Genomic DNA, 20,070 nt, shown 5'->3' on the forward strand with positions numbered 1-20,070 from the left:
GCGTGATTCTGGTCAGCGAAGCTGACATATTCTTTACAGAATCACTGCGCATCCTCGCGGAGCGTTTATCTCAGTCGGAGACAAGGCTTCTACTGAGACAAACTTGCTATTACTTACCACCTGAAGAGGTGGGAGTCTTCTCGACTGAGATAAACCTCGCTGCCGTCTCCCCCAGCTTCATACTGTTGGAACCCTTAAACAGGACTGCATCTCCCTCACCGATCTGTGCATCCAGCCAGTCAAGCATATCTTCTTTTTCGTCCTCTTCAAACGAAACGACATGCAGATCCGGTTTGACTTTCTTTGCTCCCTCGGCGATCGCCTGCGCCAGTTCGCCATATACAACCAGGATATCGACCGGTTTTTCCGCCAGAAACGCACCAACTTCACGGTGGAACTGAATCGTATTCTCTCCCAGTTCCTTCATATCCGCCAGAACCGCAATTCTGCGTCCTGCCGGCAGGGAAGAAAGCACACCTATCGCCGCTTTCATCGAATCCGGGCTTGCATTGTAGGTATCGTCCACGATCGTATAACCATTTTTATGATAAATCTGCTGACGGTTCTTGAACCCGCCAAATTCAAGCAGCTTTTCCGCTGCATCGGCAAGCGGCACACCGTAGGCATCCGCAACCGCCAGGGCAGCCAGCGCATTCATGACATTGTGCTCGCCCATAACAGTCAGCTTCACCGGGACGCGCACCTCGCCGTGTACCATCGTAAAGGACGGAAATCCATCCGGATATGAAAGATCCTCGGCGCGGTAGTCGTTATCTGCTCCAAGTCCATAACGGACGGTATGGCAGCCTGCTTTTGCATGCACGGTGGAAAGCATATCATTATCTCCATTTACAAACAGGATTCCGCCTGCCTTCATACCGTCCTGGATATGCAGCTTTTCTTTTAAGATATTCTCGCGGGAGCCCAGATTCTCAATATGCGTCACACCTATATTCGTCATGACTGCCGAATCCACCGCCGCAATCTCCGCGATCACCGCCATCTCGCCCGGCTCACTCATTCCCAGTTCCAGCACGCCGATCTCATCATTCTCAGAAATCTCCGAGATCGTGAGTGGCACACCGATCTGGCTGTTGTGGTTTGCCGGTGTCTTGAATGTCTTATATTTCGCTGAAAGCGCCGCCGCCACCATTTCGCGCGTCGTCGTCTTTCCCACGCTGCCGGTGATACCAACTAACGGGATAGAAAGACGTGCCCGCAGGCAGCGCCCGATCGTCTGCAATGCCAGTTTCGTATCTTTCACCTGGATCAGCGCGCCGTGAAAGCCCTCCGGTGCCGCCTCATGCTCCGAAGTCAGTGCGGCTGCCGCCCCATTGTCCATCGCCTGAACCAGGAAACGATGCGCGTCTGATTTCTCCCCGATCAGCGGAACAAACAGATCCGCCCCGCGCATACTCCGGGAATCAATGCTGATGTGTTTTAACTCCGTATCTGCATCTCCGCAGAGCAGTGTTCCCGACACTGCTTCCACGATATGTCTGACTGTAATATGGTCCATATTTTGCCTCCAAATTGATTACATATGCAGCTTCTTCACCGTCTCCTGCACTACTTCCCGGTCAAGGAAATGATAGCGCACGCCCTCGATCTCCTGATAATCCTCATGCCCCTTTCCGATGATCGCGATGATATCGCCATCCTCCGCATGGGACAAGCTGTACTCAATCGCTTCGCGGCGATCCGGGATTTCAACGTATTTGCCATCGGTTTTTGCAAGTCCGACCTTGATATCTGCCAGAATATCTTCCACTTTCTCAAAGCGGGAATTATCCGCCGTGATGATCGACAGATCTGCCAGCTTTCCGCCAATCTCTCCCATCGAGTACCGGCGATCGCGCGCCCGGTTGCCGCCGCATCCGAAGACGCAGACGAGACGCTTCGGCTTGTAGTCGCGCAGCGTCAGAAGAAGACTTTCCATGCTGACCGCATTGTGGGCGTAGTCAACGATCACGGTGCACTTTGCTGATTTATATACAATCTCCATCCGTCCATCGACCTGGATATGTTCCAGCGCATGGCAGACTTTCTCCTTCGGCAGGTCAAAGAAGCTGCACACGCCCGCTGCCGCCAGCGCATTGTCCACGTTAAATTTGCCCGGAATGCCGACACGCAGATCGCTCTCATATCGTCCATGCGTCTGAAATTCGACGCCCACGAAATCATGTTCGCGTACATAGTGAATGTCATCCGCTGTAAAATCAGCCGCCTGTTCCAATGAAAAGGTCAGGATCTCTGCTGTCGCCCCTTCTACGATCGCATCAAAGTGCGGATCATCGCGGTTGACGAGCGCTGTCCGGCAGTTTTTCAAAAGCTGCTTTTTGTAGTAAAGATATTCTTCAAAACTTGCATGTTCATTCGGGCCAATATGATCATTGGAAATATTCAGGAAAATTCCATAATCAAAGAAAAGTCCATCTACCCGGTGCATCAGGTAGCTTTGGGAAGAAACCTCCATCACGATGTAACGGCAGCCCGCTTCCACCATTTTTGCAAAATATTCTTGTAAAATGTAGGATTCCGGCGTCGTATTTTTGGTCGGATAATGATTCTCACCGATCACAGCGCCGTTCGTTCCGATGAGACCCGTCTTCTGTCCGGCTGCCTCCAGAATCGCCTTGATCATATAAGTAGTAGTCGTCTTTCCCTTCGTGCCGGTCACACCGATCGCCGTCATCTTCCGCGCCGGATAATCAAAACGTGCCGCCGAAAGAAGCGATAGCGCGTTCCGTCCATTCTCCACCTGAATGACCGTCACGTTCTCAGGCGCCTCAACCGGATGCTCGACCACCAGAACCGGCGCGCCCTTTTCAACCACATCCGGGATAAAGGTATGCGAATCAACGTTTGCCCCGCGCATACACACAAACACCGTCCCCGGCGCCGCCTTTCTTGAATCGTAGACCACCTCGTCAACCTCCGTCTCCAGGCTGCCCTGCAATAATGTATACGGCAATTCTTTCAGCCAGCTTTTAAGCTTCATAGGATACCTCCTGATTTTGATATTTTATAATGATTCCGCTTTTTAATATCCTTCTTCCATCATGTTTTCAAACTGCTCCATGCTCATCAGCACCTTACGCGGCTTCGTGCCTTCTTCCTCACCGACCACGCCTGCATCTGCAAGCTGATCCATGATACGCGCGGCACGGTTGAAGCCAATCTTAAACATACGCTGCAGCATGCCGATGGATGCTTTGTCTTTCTCAATAATAAATTTACCTGCCTGTGCAAAATAGGCATCGCGCTCACCGCCGCCAAAGCCCGCATCCATCGCCGTCGAACGGATCTTGGACTCAACCTCGGCGCTGTACTCTGCGGTCAGCCCCTCCTGTTTCAAAAATCCGACCACATCCGAAACCTCATTGTCGGACACAAACGCGCCCTGTACACGCTGCGGTTTCTGATAGCCCGACGGATAGAACAGCATATCGCCCTTTCCGAGCAGTTTCTCCGCGCCGTTCATATCAATAATGGTACGGGAATCCACTCCGGAAGAGACGGAAAAAGCAATTCTCGACGGAATATTTGCCTTGATCACACCGGTGATGACATTGACCGATGGTCGCTGCGTCGCAATCACCAGATGAATGCCCGCTGCACGCGCCAGCTGTGCCAGACGACAGATCGAATCTTCTACTTCGCCCGGCGCTACCATCATCAGATCGGCAAGCTCATCCACGATAATGATGATCTGTGGCAGTTTCTCCGGTTTCTTCGGATCGTCGATATCCGCAATCGACTCAACCTTGGCATTGAAACCCTTAAGATCGCGCACGCCGTATTTTGCAAACTTCTGGTAACGGTCGGTCATCTCTGCCACCGCCCAGTTGAGGGCGCCGGACGCCTTTTTCGGGTCGGTCACAACCGGAATCAGAAGATGCGGAATACCGTTGTATACACTTAACTCAACCACCTTGGGGTCGATCATGATGAGCTTGACCTCGCTCGGCTTCGCTTTATAAATCACACTCATGATCAGCGTATTGATGCAGACTGATTTACCCGATCCGGTCGCACCCGCGATCAGAAGATGCGGCATCTTCGCAATGTCGCTGACAACCGTCTGACCTGCGATATCTTTTCCGACCGCGAATGCCAGCCGGGACGGATATTTCTTAAATGCCTCTGACTCCAGCAGATCGCGCAGCAGAACCACATGGTTCTCCTTGTTCGGAACCTCGATACCGACCGCCGCCTTGCCAGGAATCGGTGCCTCGATACGGATGTCCGCCGCTGCCAGATTTAACTTGATATCATCCGCCAGAGCTACAATCTTGCTGACCTTGACCCCCTGCTCCGGGTGAAGCTCATAGCGGGTAACCGTCGGTCCACAGCTGATGTTTGTAACCGTCACGCCCACGCCGAAGTTCTGGAGCGTCTGCTGCAGCTTGATCGCTGTCTCCCGGTACTCCTGATCCGAGAAATCGGTCTGTCCCGTGCCGCGTTTTAAAAGAGTCAATGGCGGGAATATGTATTCTTTCTGGATCTTCTTTTCTTCCTCTTCCTTGCGCTCGATCTGCTCTGGAACCGTCAGTTCCTCAACTGGAAGTGCTTTTCGTTCTTCCCGTTTCTGCTCCAGTTTTTTCTGTATCGCCTCTGTATCTGTCTCGATCACCTTTCCGGATGCGGTCACGACCGTTTTGGAATCCTCCGGGACAAAGAAACTGCCCTTTGTCTCGCCCCGCTCTGATTCCAGCGTCTTATAATAGCCATCGATTGGTTCGGAATCCGTTTCCCCAGATATAGGTTCGTTCCATTCATCCTCATTCCCCATCGAAACGGTTTCCCACTCGTTTTCCGATGGCTCAAAGACATCCTGATGCCCTAAATCTGTATGAACCTCCTCTGCGGTCAAACCGGGGGCCGCCTCCGCAGCCGGTCTCTCCCGTGTCTCTACCGGATAATAGCCTGGACCTTTCTGACTCTCGCCGCCGGCAAATTCTTCCATCGTCCGGGTATCACGGCGTACATACAGGCGTTTCAGAAGCTGGTCGCTCGCACTGTCCTCTGTCTCTGCGGGCTCCTTTGCAAATTCTGTCTCTCTTACCGCCCGCGCCGTCTCGCGCTCCGCTTCTTCCTGAAGCTGGGATTCTGAACCAGCGTATGCATATGGATCCTGCTCCGATTCCACTGGTTCTTCTTCGCACTCCACCGGATCTTCTTCATACTCCACCGGTTCCGGTTCTACCGCTCCGCCACCGTGGAATATCTGCCCGCGAAATACATCTGCCGGATTCTCCTTCTCTACTCCCTGTCCGGAATCCTGTGCCAGATTTTTTCCCTCTGCCGGAACATCGGTCCAATCATCATAAGCCGCTGTCTCATCCTGCAAGTTTTCCTGTCTTCCATGCATCTCACGGAATTCCTCCAGTGCGTCCTCCGGTCCCAGCACGGTTCCCTCCGGGACTCCTTCCGAGAAATTCCGCATCACTGGCAGCTCGGTCAGCTTGGCGCCCTCGAGATCAACGCCACGGACCCGCTGCTCCTCCCGCAGACGGCGTTTTTCTTCCTTTTTCTCCTCATGTATCTCACGGCGGCGGCTCATATCTTCTTTCGCATACTCATATGCCCTTCCGCTGCCCTGTTTAACGAAGTTTACCAGGGAACGCTCCGTAATGCACACAGCACCGAGTGCCAAAAGCAGCAGCAGAATCAGAACTGCTCCGATCGTTCCCACTGTTCCGCACAACAGCAGCATCAGAATGCCACCGATAAAGCCGCCTCCACCTGCCTGCGCGTAATAATCGCCCAGATTCCAGTCCAGATGCTGACCGCCTCCCATGAGAAGCTGGGAAAGTCCGCAAAGTGCCAGAAGCACCTCGCCAACCGCCACCAACTTGGCTACGGCTTTCTGGTTGCCTCGGTTTGAAAGATAAAAACAAGTTCCCATAAATAAAAGGAATGGCACCAGATACCCCATCACGCCGAATACGCCAAGCAGAGTCGATCGCAGAAAACTTCCGACAAAGCCGCAAAGCCCGAAATTGCTCAAAAACAAAAGTACCGATATTGCAAATGATACAATAATCGCCACTTCCGTTCCCATAAATGCCCCTGTACCACTTTTCTCCACCGGCTCCGGCGCCTGGCTGGCGCGGCTTCGGCTTCCTGTTCCTTTCGCGGTGCCTTTTCCGGACGAAGCTTTCTTCTTCCCCCCACTCTTTTTCTCGTTCAGCGTCCCCTCCGCTTTCTTCGCCGCAGGGGACTTTCTGGATCGCCCGGCTTTTTTCTCTGTCCCAGCTGTTTCCCCGGCACGCTCTGTACTCTGTCTTTTCCTGCTTGTATCTGCCACCTGTCTCATGCCTCCAATATTTCCCATGTATCTGCGGTTCCTCCTGTTTCACAAAATACAGCCTCCCGCAGACTGCTTTTCTCATTTTACATTCTTATTATCTCATTCAGTATACCCAAATTCAGGGAAAAAAGCAACGCTTTCCTAAAATTTTCGCACGTATGTTCTACTTTCTTTTCAGATTTTCACTAAAATCCGTCTTCGTCATCCGGTCGTGTGCATCTATTTCTTGTTTCTTCCCATCGATCGCCCGGTTCAGCCATGCAAGCGCTTCCCGGATCCCGCCGCATTCATCGATCAGTCCCTCCTGGACCGCCTCCCCGCCAACCAGGACCGTTCCCAGATCTTTTGTCATCATCTCCGTATTGAGCATCAGGCTCCGGAGGCGCTCATAGGAGATCTGACTGTGTCCGGACACAAAGCTTAAAATACGATCCTGAATCATTTCAAAATAATCATACGTCTGCACGGCACCGATCACCATCCCCGTCATCCGTACCGGATGTACCATCATCGTCCCGGTCGGGACAATAAAAGAGTGATCGACCGCCACTGCGAGCGGCACACCGATCGAATGGCTGTCCCCGATGACCAGTGAAACGGTCGGTTTGCTGAGCGAAGCAATCATCTCCGCGAGCGCCAGTCCACAGCTTACATCGCCGCCCACCGTGTTAATCAGGACTAAAACTCCCTCCGTCTCACCGCTCTCCTCGATCTCCGCCAGCTTAGGCAGAATATGCTCATATTTCGTCGTTTTCGTATTGCCGGACAAATTTTCATGTCCCTCTATCTCTCCGATGATCGAGATTAATTCAATGTGATTGCCATTCTTTCCCGTAATATCCGTCTGTCCATTTTCACGCTTCTGAACCGGATCCTCCTGCGCCTGTTCCCGGCTTTCTCCCGCCTTATCTGTCTGCTTGTCCCACGCTTCATTTTCCCATTCCCTGTTTTCACGATTTGCCCGAATCATATTTTCCTCTTTTCTGCGCTCTTTCCATCTTACACGCGGATTCAATGTTTTTCTCAACTGCCTAATTCATTCTTAGTATTCTGTCTTCCTATTATCTTTATTCACTGAAACCGCTTTTTATACAAACAAGGATGTGCCTTGGCACATTCGGGCGTCTCGCGCGGTCACTTGCGACATGTTTCTGCTTCGCGCGAGTGCGCATCCCCGCGATGCGTTTTTTATTTCATAGGACACAATTTCCTATGAAACAGAAAAAGAGAGCTGGGAAAAGCTGCCTTTTCTCCCTGCTCTCTTTCAAATATTTTTTATTGACTTTCCATGGAATTAATCGCCCAGTACATTGACAATCTTCGCCGGGGTACGGTAATTCCAGGTGGAAATCTTGATACCATCCCTTGCATTCGATGCATGGCACACGCGCCCGCCGCCGATATAGAGTGCTACATGGTTGATCGTTCCACCGCTGTTTGTGTAGAAGATCAGATCACCCGGACGCATCTGGGAAGAACTGATACTTCTTCCTGCTCCCGCCTGGGAACCCGAATGATGCGGCAGGCCGACGCCGAAGTGTGCCATAACCGACATCGTAAATCCAGAACAATCCGTACCATTTGTCAAGCTGGTACCGCCCCATACATACGGATTCCCAAGGAACTGAGTCGCGTAGTTTGCGATCTGCGCACGCTTGGAGGAGCCGCTTGAAGATGCTTTCTGGCTGCCAGAACCACCGTTACCGCTGCTCTTGCTTCCAGAGCCTCCCTTGCTGCTCGCCGCCTTGGTCTCAGGCTCCGGGGTCTCCTCAACCGGTGTAAACTCGATCGCCTCATTTAACGCATACCGGACATCGACAAATTCAGTCGCTACATAGGCACTCGTCTCATCCAGTGCAATCTGCACCCAGCCATCCTGCTGGCTCATAACCGAATACCGCTCGCTGTTGGAAATCTGCGTCCAGATCGGCGCGTCCGTGTTCGGCTCCGTACGGGCATTCAGACGGTCAGTTGATACGATCGCCATCAGCTGTGCAACCTGCAGTGCCTCCTGCTTCGCCGCATCTCCAGTCAGAATAAATTCGGATTTAACATAGCCAGTAACCGGACCGGACTTGATCTTATACCAGCCGCCATCCTCGGTCGTTTCCAGAATCTCACCACCGGACTTGCTCGTCATCTTACCGATGATCTTCGCATCCTCCTTCGGCTCCACGCGGATATTTAAGTAGTTATTGACATTGGAAATACCCAGATTGTCATACATATTGAGAACCATCGTCCGCAGATCCAGCTTACGCGCTTCATTTAACGCATAGCGCACATCCACATAATCCGCTGAAATATAGCCCCCGCTGATCTGAATCCAGCCGTCCTGCTCGCTGACAATGGAATAACGCTCATTTTTCAGCGCCTGTTCCAGCACCTGCGCGTCCTCACTCGGCTCACTCCGGATATTCAGCTTGTCAGTCGTGATGACCGCCATCTTCTTGACCAGCTCAAATGCCTCTGTTTTTGCCGCCTCGCCGGTCTGTACAAATTCTGAACTGATGTAGCCCTCCAGACCGCCGGAAGATATCTGATACCAGCCTTCCTGGGAATCGTCCAGAATCTCGCACGCACTGCCGCCCATCAGTTTGCCAATGACATCGGAGGTTGTACTGGCGCTCTCACGCATATTAAGATAACCAGATACATCCACAATACCCAGATTCTGGTAGGACTCGACTACATTTTTCTTTTCTTCGTCCTCTTTTGCCTGTTCCTCATCCTCCGGCAGCGTCTCTCCGATCACGGTTTCCTGCACCTCTGCCTCGGATGCCGATGCCACCCGGGCGTTTCCAGAACCTCCGAACGTGCCGCCCTGTGCCAGCTTCACGATGATAACCAGCGCCAGCACCACAATGACAGCACAGCCTCCGATCATGAACCAGTGCATTGGATCTTTGCCATTTCGTCTCTGTCGTACTTTCTGCAGGCGTTCTTTATAATCTTCTGTCTTTTGCTCTTCCATCTTATCCTCTCCCTATCAGTCTCCCAGCATATTGACAATCCGGTACGGATTCCGGTAATTCCAGGTTGAAATCTTGATGCCGCTTCTCCGGCTCGCCGCATGGACGATCTGACCATTGCCAATGTACATCGCCACATGGTTGACCGTTCCCTTGCGATTCGTATAGAAAATCAGATCGCCCGGACGCATCTTCGAAGAATCAATCTTCGTACCCGTCCGCGCCTGTTCCCTGGACACCCGCGGCAGGGACACGCCCGCCACATGGCTGTATACATACTTTGTAAAACCAGAACAGTCTACGCCCGAATGCGGGTCATTGCCGCCCCAGACATAACGGTTTCCGACAAACTGAAGCGCATAGTTGACAATCTGGGTCCGCAAGGATTCCTTTTCTTTTAATGGGGTAAATGGGATCGCCTCCGGCAATGCATAACGCACATCTACGAAATCAGTCGCCACATACGCACTCGTCGTATCGAGCGCAATCTCGACCCAGCCATCCTGCTGGCTTATAACGTCGTAACGCTCATTGTTAGAGATCTGCGTCCAGATCGGCGCATCCGTGCTCGGCTCCGTGCGGGCATTCAGGCGGTCGGTTGAAACGATCGCCATCAGTTCTGCAACCTCCATCGCCTCCTGCTTCGCCGCATCTCCTGTCAGGATATACTCCGCCTTCACATATCCAGTGACGGGACCCGACTGGATCTTATACCAGCCGCCGTCCTCGCTCGTCTCCAGAATCTCTCCGGCAGACTTGCTCGTCATCTTACCGATGATATTGCCATCCTCACTTGGCTGATCGCGCACATTCAAGTAATTATCCACACTGGAAATACCCAGATTTTTGTATAAATTCAGCACCATCGCACGCATATCCAGCTTCCGCGCCTCATTGAGTGCGTATTTGATCTCCGCATAATCCGTGGAAATGTAACCGCTCGAAATCTGAATCCAGCCATTCTCCGGCTCACCCTCGACCACATAGCGCTCATTTTTCAATGCCTGACCGACAACCTCAGACTCCGTGTTCGGCTCTTTTCGGATGTTCAGGGAATCTGCCGTGATGAGCGCCCGCTTTTCAACCAGTTTCAACGCTTTTTTCTTCGCCTCATCCCCGGTCAGGACAAACTCTGAGCTGATATAACCGGAAATACCGCCAGATTCGACCTGATACCAGCCTTCGGCTGAATCATCCACGATCTCACACGCACTGTCGCCCATCAGCTTGCCGATGATGTTGCCGTCCGTGCTCGCCGTCTCACGCATATTCAGATAACCGGACACCTGCACGATACCCAGATTTTTATAGGAAGCTACCACTGCTTCTTTCTCTTTGATCTCCTCCGCTCTGGACTCTTCGGATGCCTCGTCCTTCGAAAGCTCTGATGCTGTCGCCGCCCCATTCTTTGCAGTTCCGGCTCCCGCCTGACGGCTGAGCAGGGACTTGCCTGCAAATGCTGCAACTGCAAGAGCAATCACCACCCCTGCTGCTATCACTCCGAAGCGCAGATTCTGACTCTTATCTTCGCCCTGGCGCCTGCGCGAATGTCCCGCGGATTCCCGGACCGGATTTGGTGTCTGATCCTGAGCTGGCTCTGATTCCTGACTCTGAACTGCTTCCGGCTCTTGAATCCGCTCCGCCGCTGGCACCTGTTCTGACTCCTGCGTTTCTTTTTTGTTTTCTTCTTCTAACATATGGATCGCTCCTGATTTTTCTTGAAATTATGACTTAATATCTTAAACGTAATTTTTATTTTATCATATTCGTAGGGAATTGCCAAGGAAGGATGTGGAGGAAAAAATGAATTTTCTATAAATGAATTATTACAGAAGTGTTAAGTTGTAGATAAACGGTTAAGTCGTGAAAGGGGGAATTAGTTGGAAATATGGGAGAGGAGAATGCACGGCTACCTAGTGAGAAAGAATGCCCTCCGACCGCTCGCGCCGCCGGAGGGCATTCTTTCTCACTTATAGTCGTGGTTTTTAATTTGTTGACCCACTTTTCATTCCGTATACTTTTTGTCTGTTATCGGTTAATGATTTTGATAAAAGCCTTCAAATCTTATAACCCCTGCTTATTTGGCAAGCATCATACGGTCATTCGCAAATTCTTCTCCGCTTACCTTTTCAAATCTCTCTAACAGGTCTTCTACCTGCAGATTCTTCTTCTCTTCCCCTGCTACATCGTAGATAATCCGACCTTCGTGCATCATAATCAGACGGTTGCCGATCTGAATCGCATCTTTCATGTTATGGGTAACCATAAGCGCGGTCAGATTTTGTTCATCTACAATCTTTTCGGTGAGATCGAGGACTTTGCGGGCTGTTTTGGGATCGAGGGCGGCGGTGTGTTCGTCTAAAAGAAGGAGCTTTGGCTTCTGGAGGGTTGCCATCAGAAGGGTGAGCGCCTGGCGCTGTCCGCCGGAGAGTAAGCCCACTTTGCTGGTCATACGGGTCTGAAGCCCCAGGTCGAGCTGTGCCAATGCCTCACGGTAGAAGTCCTTTTCATTCTTTTTGATGCCCCAGCCGAGTCCTCTGGATTTGCCGCGGCGCAGTGCCATGGCAAGGTTTTCCTGTATCTCCATATTGGCGGCGGTGCCGCGCATCGGATCCTGGAAGACTCTGCCGATATATTTAGCGCGTTTGTATTCTGGTTCTCTGGATATGTTTACGCCATCGATCTCGATTTTACCGGAATCGATCGGATATACGCCTGCGATCATATTTAACATGGTAGATTTTCCAGCACCGTTTCCGCCGATGATCGTCACGAAATCGCCCGGTGCCAGGTGTAAGTTGATACCGTTTAAGGCTTTTTTCTCATTAACAGTTCCTTTATTAAAAGTTTTCTTTACATTTGTTATCGTCAGCATTACTCCTCACCCCCTTCTGAATAATCTTTTCTCAGCCGGTATTTAGCGAGTGCTACCGGAATACAGAGTGCCAGTGCTACAATGACAGCAGAGAGCAGCTTCATGTCGTTTGCATCCATACCCATGCGGAGTACAACCGCACGGATCACAAAGTAAATGACCGAACCGACAACCACGGAAGTCAGTTTCCAATAGAAAGAGGTCAATCGTCCCATCAGGACTTCGCCGATGACGATCGCCGCCAGACCGATGACGATAGCACCGGTACCACTTCCAACATCACCATATTTCTGGCTCTGGCAGACAAGTGCGCCGGAGAGACCGACCAGACCGTTGCTGACCATCAGGGATAAAAGCTTCGTCATACGGGTGTCCACGCCCAGCGCGCGCACCATATCCTCGTTGTTACCGGTTGCACGCATCGCACTTCCGATCTCGGTTCCGAAGAACCAGTAAAGAAACAGAATAGCCGCCACAGCCAGCACAATTCCAACGATCATCGATGCCTGTGCCTGGGTCATCCCGAAGGAAGCAGCCAGACCGCTGATAAGTGTCTTGACTTTCAGAAGCGGCAGATTGCTCTTTCCTCCCATGATCCGGAGGTTGATCGACCAGAGGGAAATCTGAGTCAGAATTCCTGCCAGAATCGCTGGTATCTCAAATACAGTATGAAGAATACCCGTTACCGCACCAGCCACGACACCGGCTGCCGCCGCAACTAAAAGTGCCAGCACCGGATTTACTCCTTTGTTGACTACCAGGACTGCACAAACGCAGGCGCCCAACGCGAAGCTTCCGTCTACCGTCATATCCGCGATATCCATCAGGCGGAATGTAATATAAACTCCCAATACCATGATTCCCCAGAGAACGCCCTGTGCGACCGCGCCCTGCAGGGATACTAATAAACCGCTCAAACTTTTACCTCCCCGTGTTTTGTATTTTCTTCATCTGATTAACTGTAAAGACTGCCAGATCGGCATATTTATTTTATGCTTCTGATCTGACAGTCCATCTCATTTGAAGTTTAGGTCTTTCTGGTACTCTTTATTTCTCAAGTCCAGATACATCGATTCCCAGCGTCTGCGCTGTCTCTTCATTGACACTCAGCTCGCACTTGGAAGCGTCCAGATAACCGATCGGCATCTTAGAAATATCGGCGCCCTCAGTCAGGATTTTAACGGCCTGCTCACCGGTCATGTAGCCTAACTGGTAGTAATCAATACCGTAAGTAGCAAGACCGCCTGCATCTACCATGCCTTTCTCGCCGCAGATAACCGGAAGTTTATTCTCATTTGTTACCATCGTTACGGTTGCCATACCAGCTGCGATCATGTTGTCGGTTGGTGTGTATACACAGTCTACATTGCCAACCATAGATTCTACAACGGTAGGAATCTCATTGGAATTGGAAACGGTGTAATCTTCATACTCAATACCAGCTGTATCAAGTGCTTCTTTCGCCATGTCAATCTGAAGAACGGAGTTTGCCTCCGCGCTGCAATACAGAAGTCCGACCTTTTTTACATCTGGAATAATCTGCTGCATCAGATCAATCTGCTCTTTAACCGGAGTCAGATCAGAAGTACCCGATACGTTGCCGCCCGGAACCTCGTTGCTCTCTACCAGACCGGAAGCCGCCGGATCGGTAACAGCGCTGACAAGAATCGGAATCGAATCCGTCACACCTGCAACTGCCTGTGCTGCCGGGGTTGCGATTGCAAAAATCAAATCATCTTTATCGTTGACCAGTTTCTCTGCGATCGTCTGGCATGCAGACTGCTCGCCAGCTGCATTCTGCTGGTCGATCTCATATTTGATGCCTGCATCGTCCAGCGCTGCCACGAAGCCCTCATTGGTCTTATCCAGTGCCACATGCTGGGTCAGCTGTAATACGCCAATCTTATAGGTCTCGCCGTCTGCTGTCTGCTCTGCCTCTTTGCTTTCTTCGCCTTCTGCGGACTCCGCTGCTGTCGTGTCCGTACTTGCTGTCTGTCCTCCGCAGGCTGCCAGGGATGCCGCCATCGCGCCAGCCAGCATCAGGGCTGCTAATTTCTTTGTCTTTCTCATAATATCATCCTCCTGAACCTTTTCAACGTATGTAACAGATTTTCCTCTTATGCTTCAAACCATGATTTATTTTTCGCTTTAAAGAGCTGAACTGTTACGCTTTAAAGCAATCATACTACAAACTCCAAAAAGAGTCAACCTAAAATTCCGCTATTTTATAGGGAATTTAGGTTGACTCTTTTTTATTTTGCTTCCGCGATCTGCAGTTTCACCGTAAACGTTGAACCTTTTCCGACTTCCGACTCTACCTTCACGCTTCCATGATAAAAATTCACGATATGCTTGACGATCGAAAGACCAAGCCCGGTGCCGCCCTGTTTGCGGCTGCGCCCTTTATCCACCCGGTAAAACCGCTCAAAAATACGGCTCTGGCTCTCCGCCGGGATGCCGACGCCGGTGTCGCGGACCGTCAGTATCATATCCGCGCCCCAGTGCTTGACCTGCACCCAGATTTCGCCGCCCTCGTTGTTATACTTGACCGCGTTTGTCAACAGATTGTTAAACAGCTCCTGCATCTGGCGCAGATCGGCACGAATCGTGAAATTCTCGCACTCTTTATGGACTGTGATGCCGCGCGACGCCGCCTGCGCGGCAATCGAAGACAGGCTGTCCTCCAGCAGTTCCACCGTGCGGATCGTCACAATATCTGCTTTCGCACCGCGCGATTCCAGACGGGAGATCATCAAAATATCATCCACCAGGTTCGTCATCCGCATTGCCTCTTTTTTTATGCGTCCCAGAAAATCACGTGCCGTGCCCGGATCCTGTGCCATGCCGCTTTCCAAAAGCTCGACGTAACCGCGGATCGAAGTGATCGGTGTTTTCAGCTCATGCGATGCATTGCTGAAAAACTCCTGCCGGATCTGTTTTTCTTTCTCAATGCGCTCCAGATATTTCTTCATATTTCGGGACATCCGCGTCGTCGTGTCCGCTATGACATTGATCTCCTCATACGGGCATTTTTCAAACTGAAAACGCGTGTAGTCGTCATCCATCCGCACCATTTCACTGGAAATTTCCTGCAAAGGACGCGTGATGGACTGGGAAAACCGTTCCGCCTCCATTGCCGATGCAAAAAAAGCTATTCCAAAGCTCAAAAAAGCGGCCGGAATCAACATCAGGATATATTCACCCAAACCGGTTGAACAGGCAGAAAGGCGCAGTATGTATTTGCCGTCCGATGAACGGATCGCCGCGTACGCCATCTGCATTCCTAACGTTCCGGAGCGCCGCACCGAATATCCATAGCCCGTCGCCAGCGCATCCTTCACTTCCTTGCGCTCCAGATGATTTTCCATCTGATTCACCTGCGCTACTTCCGTATCAGCCACCACCGTGCCATCCATCCGGATCAGCGTATAACGGCTATTATTGTCGTTCGTAAGGTCGCTCAAATCCATCAGCTGTTCTTCCACATTTCCCGTATAATCCAACATACGGTCAACGGATTCCAATGCAAAATGCATGTCCTCCCTTGACCGTTTGAGCAATACACTGCTGGTAACCACCAGAGCGATAAATGTATTCAGAACCAGCGCCAAGAATAACAGATGAATAAATTTCGTCAAAATCGCTTTTCGCATCGTTTCATCACTTTCCCGCTTCTTTTTCCTTTAAAAACCGATAGCCCACGCCGCGCACTGTCTTGATCTGGGCTCCGGCGTCATGCAGCTTCTGCCGGAGTGTCTTGATGTGCATATCCAGCGTTCTCGTCTCCCCATCATAGTCATAGCCCCAGATATGGTCGAGAAGCTCGTCGCGCGTCACCACCCGGTTGATATGTTCCATGAGATATGTTAAAAGTTCAAATTCTTTGAGCGTCAGCTCCGTCCGGTCGCCGCAGGCAATCACCTCTCGCGTCTCCCGGTTGATGCTGACTTCACCGATCGTCAGGCTGGAAACCTCCTCTTTTGCAGGTTCCACCCGCTTTAAAAGGTTTCTGACGCGCGCCGAAAGCTCCAGAATACCGAACGGTTTCGTCATGTAGTCGTCAGCACCGTTGTCAAGTCCCTGTACAATATCCATCTCACGATCCTTTGCCGTCAGCATCAGGACCGGGGCTGCGGAAAAGTCCGGCATCTCCCGGATCTTGCGGATCGCCGCCATGCCGTCCATCCCTGGCAGCATCCAGTCGAATACAAACATCGCCGGATACTCCCGCTGCGCCTCCCTGCCTCTCCGAAGCAGGGCCGAAAGGCTGTCAAGCGCTTCCTCTGCCGTCTCAAATCCGCTGGCGCAGTAACCGAAGTTTTCCAGTGCCACGCAGATCAGATTCCGGATATTTTCATCATCCTCAATCACATATATCCGATATTTCATTACTGCATCTCTTCCTTTACGTAGCCAGCTACATTCTTGGCATGATCCGCGATTCTCTCATAATTTGCCAGTGCATCCAGGAAGATAACACCGCCCTCAATCTTGCATTCTCCATTGGAAAGACGGTTCATATGGTTCTCGCGCATCTCCTCTTCCATACTGTCAACCTCTTCCTCCCAGCGGGCAGTCTGACGCACCTTCTGCATGTCATGCGCCTGACGCGCCTCCACGGACGCCTCGACCGATTTAAGCGTTGCATCTGCAATCGTCCGCAGCTCTTCCAGCGCCAGATCCGAGAAATCAATATTCACATTCTCAATCCGCTTCTTAGCAAGCTCTGCCAGGTTTTCACAGTGGTCACCGACGCGTTCAAGATCACCGATTGTATAATACATATTCTTAACAAGAAGATGCTGTTCATCATTTAAGGAGAGGTTGTTGATCTTTAAGAGATACTCGGTCAGCATTTTCTCCATGCGGTCGATCGTCTCTTCATTTTCAAATACCTGTTCACAGAAATTATTATCTGCATCCACCAGGGCTGCGGTTGCTATTTTTAAGTTAGCAACCGCTACTTTACCCATGTTGACAACCTCGTTGCACGCCGTCTCAATCGCAAAGGACGGAGTTTCGAGGATACGGTCGTCTAAGTGACGGATCATCTCGGTCTCGACACTGTTTGCCGACCACTCTTTCTCCGTCTCCTTTGGCTTCGGAACAATCACATCCGATGCCTTTACCAGGAAACCAGCAAACGGGAACATAATGCAGGTGTTGACAACGTTAAATATCGTATGGAAAATCGAAATTCCCACACTGTCCGCACGCGTCATCGCAAGCTCCGGATTCATCATAAACACGATGTATAAAGCGACGCCAAATACAACTGCACCCGTCACATTGAACAGAAGGTGAATGACCGCCGCACGCTTTGCCGTACGGGTCGTACCGATACAAGATAACAGCGCGGTCGCACAGGTACCGATGTTCTGTCCCAATGTAATAAAGACTGCTGACTGCCAGTTTACCATGCCGTTGATCGCCAGCATCTGTAAAATACCGACGGACGCGGAACTACTCTGGATGATTGCGGTAACTGCCAGACCGACTAAAATACCTAAAAGTGGATTCTGTCCCAGTACCCGGAAGGACTCGGAGAAGATCGGCGCATCCCGGTACGGCTCAATCGAACCGGACATGAAAGAAAGACCGATAAACAGGAGTGCAAAACCGATCAGGACTTCGGCACCCTCTTTTTTCTTGTGGCTCTTCGCAAACATCGTGATGAATGCGCCGATACCGAAGAGAACCGGTGCAAAGAACTCTGGCTTTAACACCTCGCCCCACTCACTCATCGACACAATCCAGCTCGTCACAGTCGTACCAATATTGGCACCCATGATGATGCCGGTCGCCTGCAAAAGATTGATAATTCCGGCATTTACGAAACCAACGACCATAACCGTCGTCGCGGAACTACTCTGGATGATCGCGGTAACGCCCGCGCCCACCAGCACGCCCAGCAAGCGGTTCGAAGTCAGGATCTCAAGCACACGTTGTAAACGGTTGCCCGCAAACTTCTGCAGACCATCCGCCATCGACTCCATTCCATACAGGAACATTCCCAGTCCTCCAATGAACTGAAAGAGTGTTCCCAAAGTACTAATAGACATACATATTCTCCCATCATCTTTTGATCTTTACACATAGTATGTCTTCACTATATCAAATAAATGTAAAAATAACCAGCAGGAAATGTAAAATCTGTGTAAAATTTGATATTCGCAACACTGTACTGCCTGAATGAGAGGATGGTTACAGGACAGCCCGGTATCACTCCTATGGTGCCGGGTTGCGAAAGCCGCCTTCCACAAACCGCCCGCTCGCAAACATCGCCTGAACAGCAGCCCGGTAGTCAGATAGCTTCTGTGCCTTCTTAATCTTCTTCAATTCTTTTTCACATTCTGGAAAATGGCACTGGAAATAATACCAGAGTTCCTTCATTTTAAACAAAGTATTCCGATCGCCAGACATGATTTCTGCATAACCGGTCAGGAGGCGATCGTGGAATTGCTGGAAGGATTGGAGATGAGTCGAGGATGGCAGATTCCGCACCTCTCCAAAAATCCACGGGCTCGCAACCGCACCGCGCCCAAACATCAGTGCGGCTAATTTCATTTTTTTCTGCGTTTCACCGCTATCAAATGCTTCATCTTGTCCTACAATTTCTTCCATAAGCGCAGACGCATCCGCCGCCGAAAAAAGATTTCCATTATAGCTGACCGGGCAGCGGCTCTGCTCCAGCGCATACGCAAATGACTCCATCCGTATTTTCCCCTTATAATAGTCCTCGCGCACTCTCGGGTGTACAATCAGTTCCTCCAGCGGATAGTGATTATAGATAGCAAGCAGGCGTGGAAATTCAGACGCTTCTTTCATGCCGATCCGGGTTTTGATCGACAAACGCACCGGCTTTCCATCCGACGCGTGGATTTTTTCCAATCCGTTGCAGACTTCCTCCAGAAACAAGCTCAAATCTTCCGGCTCGGCTAAAAATCCCGCGCCCTTTTTCTTCGTAACCACCGTTCCCGACGGACAGCCCAGGTTCAGATTAACCGTCCTATATCCATACTCCGCCAGTTCCTCGCAAACCCACAGAAAATCTTCCGTCGAATGCGTCAGAATCTGCGGGATCAGGCATAATCCCTGATTATGCTCTGGAAGAATATCGTTCCTCTCCCTGGATGTCAGCTTATGGCTGGAACCTGGCGCAATGAACGGACTGTAATACCGGTCAACGCCCCCATAAATGACTGCATGCGCCTGCCGGAATACGTATCCCGTGATTCCCTCCATTGGTGCAAAATCTAATTTTACACTCCTTGCATCGTTCGCGCTTATACGATTCGCGCCCACTTTTAATGCCTCTGGCTGAATCATTTTCTTCACACTTCATTTCCTCCCAGTGATATGATATAGATCGGATTCTGCCCTTTCATCAAATGACTGGAACCAATCTTCTCCGCTTTTGCAATCTGCATGGACAGAATCTCCGCCTCTATCCCGCGCTCTTTCAGGTAACTCATAAGCACTGTCAGAGACTCCAGCGCAATCAGGTTGATCACAATCCGGATATCTGGGTTCAAGCGGAACAATTCATCCAGAATCTCGCGCATCTGTCCGGTTGTTCCCCCGATAAATGCCCGATCCGGTCGGTGAACACTTACCTGTGCAAATGTCTCCGGCGCCTTTCCCGGCACGATCGTGACCGCCTCTGTTCTGGCTTTCTCACAATTTGCCCGGATCAGTTCAACCGCCTCTTCCTTATATTCAAACGCACACACATGAATCCCCGGACAGCTTACCGCCGCTTCCACACTGACAGAACCCGTTCCCGCGCCAATGTCCCAGAACTCACAGCCCTCATACAATTCCAGCTTGGACAATGACACGGTCCGCACCTCACTCTTCGTCATCGGGACCTTGCCCCGGATAAACCATTCATCTCGCATTTGCTA

14 protein-coding genes are annotated in these 20,070 nt (G+C 51.1%); all 14 read right to left on the bottom strand.

Annotated features, from left to right (window positions below; translation table 11 throughout):
* Window positions 1–109: 109 nt before the first annotated feature.
* Complete coding sequence (gene murF, locus DWZ76_RS11130) at window positions 110–1,519, bottom strand: UDP-N-acetylmuramoyl-tripeptide--D-alanyl-D-alanine ligase (RefSeq protein ID WP_117795534.1); 1,410 nt, start codon at window positions 1,517–1,519, stop codon at window positions 110–112.
* A gap of 18 nt (window positions 1,520–1,537) precedes the next feature.
* Window positions 1,538–3,001: a UDP-N-acetylmuramoyl-L-alanyl-D-glutamate--2,6-diaminopimelate ligase gene (locus DWZ76_RS11135; RefSeq protein ID WP_118472678.1), complete on the bottom strand. Its 1,464-nt coding sequence runs from the start codon at window positions 2,999–3,001 to the stop codon at window positions 1,538–1,540.
* A 42-nt stretch (window positions 3,002–3,043) separates the two neighbouring features.
* Window positions 3,044–6,340, bottom strand: a complete 3,297-nt coding sequence (locus DWZ76_RS11140) for a DNA translocase FtsK (RefSeq protein ID WP_243017819.1) — start codon at window positions 6,338–6,340, stop codon at window positions 3,044–3,046.
* A gap of 139 nt (window positions 6,341–6,479) precedes the next feature.
* Entirely contained in the window at window positions 6,480–7,286 is an 807-nt protein-coding gene (locus tag DWZ76_RS11145) for an ATP-dependent Clp protease proteolytic subunit (RefSeq protein ID WP_118472706.1), read from the bottom strand.
* 324 nt (window positions 7,287–7,610) lie between these two features.
* Window positions 7,611–9,290 (bottom strand): SH3 domain-containing protein, encoded by a 1,680-nt coding sequence (locus tag DWZ76_RS11150; RefSeq protein WP_118472679.1) that lies wholly within the window; start codon window positions 9,288–9,290, stop codon window positions 7,611–7,613.
* Between the two features lie 15 nt (window positions 9,291–9,305).
* On the bottom strand, window positions 9,306–10,985 hold the full coding sequence (locus DWZ76_RS11155; RefSeq protein WP_118472680.1) for a C40 family peptidase: 1,680 nt from the start codon (window positions 10,983–10,985) through the stop codon (window positions 9,306–9,308).
* A gap of 380 nt (window positions 10,986–11,365) precedes the next feature.
* Window positions 11,366–12,163 (bottom strand): ABC transporter ATP-binding protein, encoded by a 798-nt coding sequence (locus DWZ76_RS11160; RefSeq protein ID WP_117795542.1) that lies wholly within the window; start codon window positions 12,161–12,163, stop codon window positions 11,366–11,368.
* Window positions 12,163–13,080, bottom strand: coding sequence for an ABC transporter permease (locus tag DWZ76_RS11165; protein ID WP_022358702.1), 918 nt, complete (start codon window positions 13,078–13,080; stop codon window positions 12,163–12,165). Before DWZ76_RS11165 ends, DWZ76_RS11160 begins: the two co-directional genes overlap by 1 nt.
* A 130-nt stretch (window positions 13,081–13,210) precedes the next feature.
* Complete coding sequence (locus DWZ76_RS11170; protein WP_118472681.1) at window positions 13,211–14,233, bottom strand: ABC transporter substrate-binding protein; 1,023 nt, start codon at window positions 14,231–14,233, stop codon at window positions 13,211–13,213.
* A 182-nt stretch (window positions 14,234–14,415) separates the two neighbouring features.
* Entirely contained in the window at window positions 14,416–15,816 is a 1,401-nt protein-coding gene (locus DWZ76_RS11175; RefSeq protein ID WP_118472682.1) for an ATP-binding protein, read from the bottom strand.
* A gap of 7 nt (window positions 15,817–15,823) precedes the next feature.
* Window positions 15,824–16,552 (bottom strand): response regulator transcription factor, encoded by a 729-nt coding sequence (locus tag DWZ76_RS11180; protein ID WP_118472683.1) that lies wholly within the window; start codon window positions 16,550–16,552, stop codon window positions 15,824–15,826.
* Window positions 16,552–18,225, bottom strand: a complete 1,674-nt coding sequence (locus DWZ76_RS11185) for a Na/Pi cotransporter family protein (RefSeq protein WP_118472684.1) — start codon at window positions 18,223–18,225, stop codon at window positions 16,552–16,554. Before DWZ76_RS11185 ends, DWZ76_RS11180 begins: the two co-directional genes overlap by 1 nt.
* A gap of 166 nt (window positions 18,226–18,391) precedes the next feature.
* A complete protein-coding gene (locus tag DWZ76_RS11190; protein WP_118472707.1) occupies window positions 18,392–19,492 on the bottom strand; it encodes a tRNA-dihydrouridine synthase family protein in 1,101 nt (366 codons plus the stop codon).
* Window positions 19,493–19,497: 5 nt separating this feature from the next.
* Window positions 19,498–20,064 carry a precorrin-6Y C5,15-methyltransferase (decarboxylating) subunit CbiT gene (gene cbiT / locus DWZ76_RS11195; RefSeq protein ID WP_118472685.1) on the bottom strand — a complete coding sequence of 189 codons (567 nt, stop codon included), beginning with the start codon at window positions 20,062–20,064 and terminating at the stop codon, window positions 19,498–19,500.
* Window positions 20,065–20,070 lie beyond the last annotated feature (6 nt).

The organism is Clostridium sp. AF35-15 (assembly GCF_003477745.1).
Lineage (GTDB): Bacteria > Bacillota > Clostridia > Lachnospirales > Lachnospiraceae > Otoolea > Otoolea fessa.

Coding starts and splice junctions, on each gene's coding strand:
- DWZ76_RS11160 (WP_117795542.1), bottom strand. CDS start 12,163: ATGCTGACGATAACAAATGTAAAGAAAACTTTTAATAAAGGAACTGTT.
- DWZ76_RS11185 (WP_118472684.1), bottom strand. CDS start 18,225: ATGTCTATTAGTACTTTGGGAACACTCTTTCAGTTCATTGGAGGACTG.
- DWZ76_RS11145 (WP_118472706.1), bottom strand. CDS start 7,286: ATGATTCGGGCAAATCGTGAAAACAGGGAATGGGAAAATGAAGCGTGG.
- DWZ76_RS11140 (WP_243017819.1), bottom strand. CDS start 6,340: ATGGGAAATATTGGAGGCATGAGACAGGTGGCAGATACAAGCAGGAAA.
- DWZ76_RS11175 (WP_118472682.1), bottom strand. CDS start 15,816: ATGCGAAAAGCGATTTTGACGAAATTTATTCATCTGTTATTCTTGGCG.
- DWZ76_RS11155 (WP_118472680.1), bottom strand. CDS start 10,985: ATGTTAGAAGAAGAAAACAAAAAAGAAACGCAGGAGTCAGAACAGGTG.
- DWZ76_RS11180 (WP_118472683.1), bottom strand. CDS start 16,552: ATGAAATATCGGATATATGTGATTGAGGATGATGAAAATATCCGGAAT.
- DWZ76_RS11135 (WP_118472678.1), bottom strand. CDS start 3,001: ATGAAGCTTAAAAGCTGGCTGAAAGAATTGCCGTATACATTATTGCAG.
- murF (WP_117795534.1), bottom strand. CDS start 1,519: ATGGACCATATTACAGTCAGACATATCGTGGAAGCAGTGTCGGGAACA.
- DWZ76_RS11190 (WP_118472707.1), bottom strand. CDS start 19,492: ATGATTCAGCCAGAGGCATTAAAAGTGGGCGCGAATCGTATAAGCGCG.
- cbiT (WP_118472685.1), bottom strand. CDS start 20,064: ATGCGAGATGAATGGTTTATCCGGGGCAAGGTCCCGATGACGAAGAGT.
- DWZ76_RS11170 (WP_118472681.1), bottom strand. CDS start 14,233: ATGAGAAAGACAAAGAAATTAGCAGCCCTGATGCTGGCTGGCGCGATG.
- DWZ76_RS11150 (WP_118472679.1), bottom strand. CDS start 9,290: ATGGAAGAGCAAAAGACAGAAGATTATAAAGAACGCCTGCAGAAAGTA.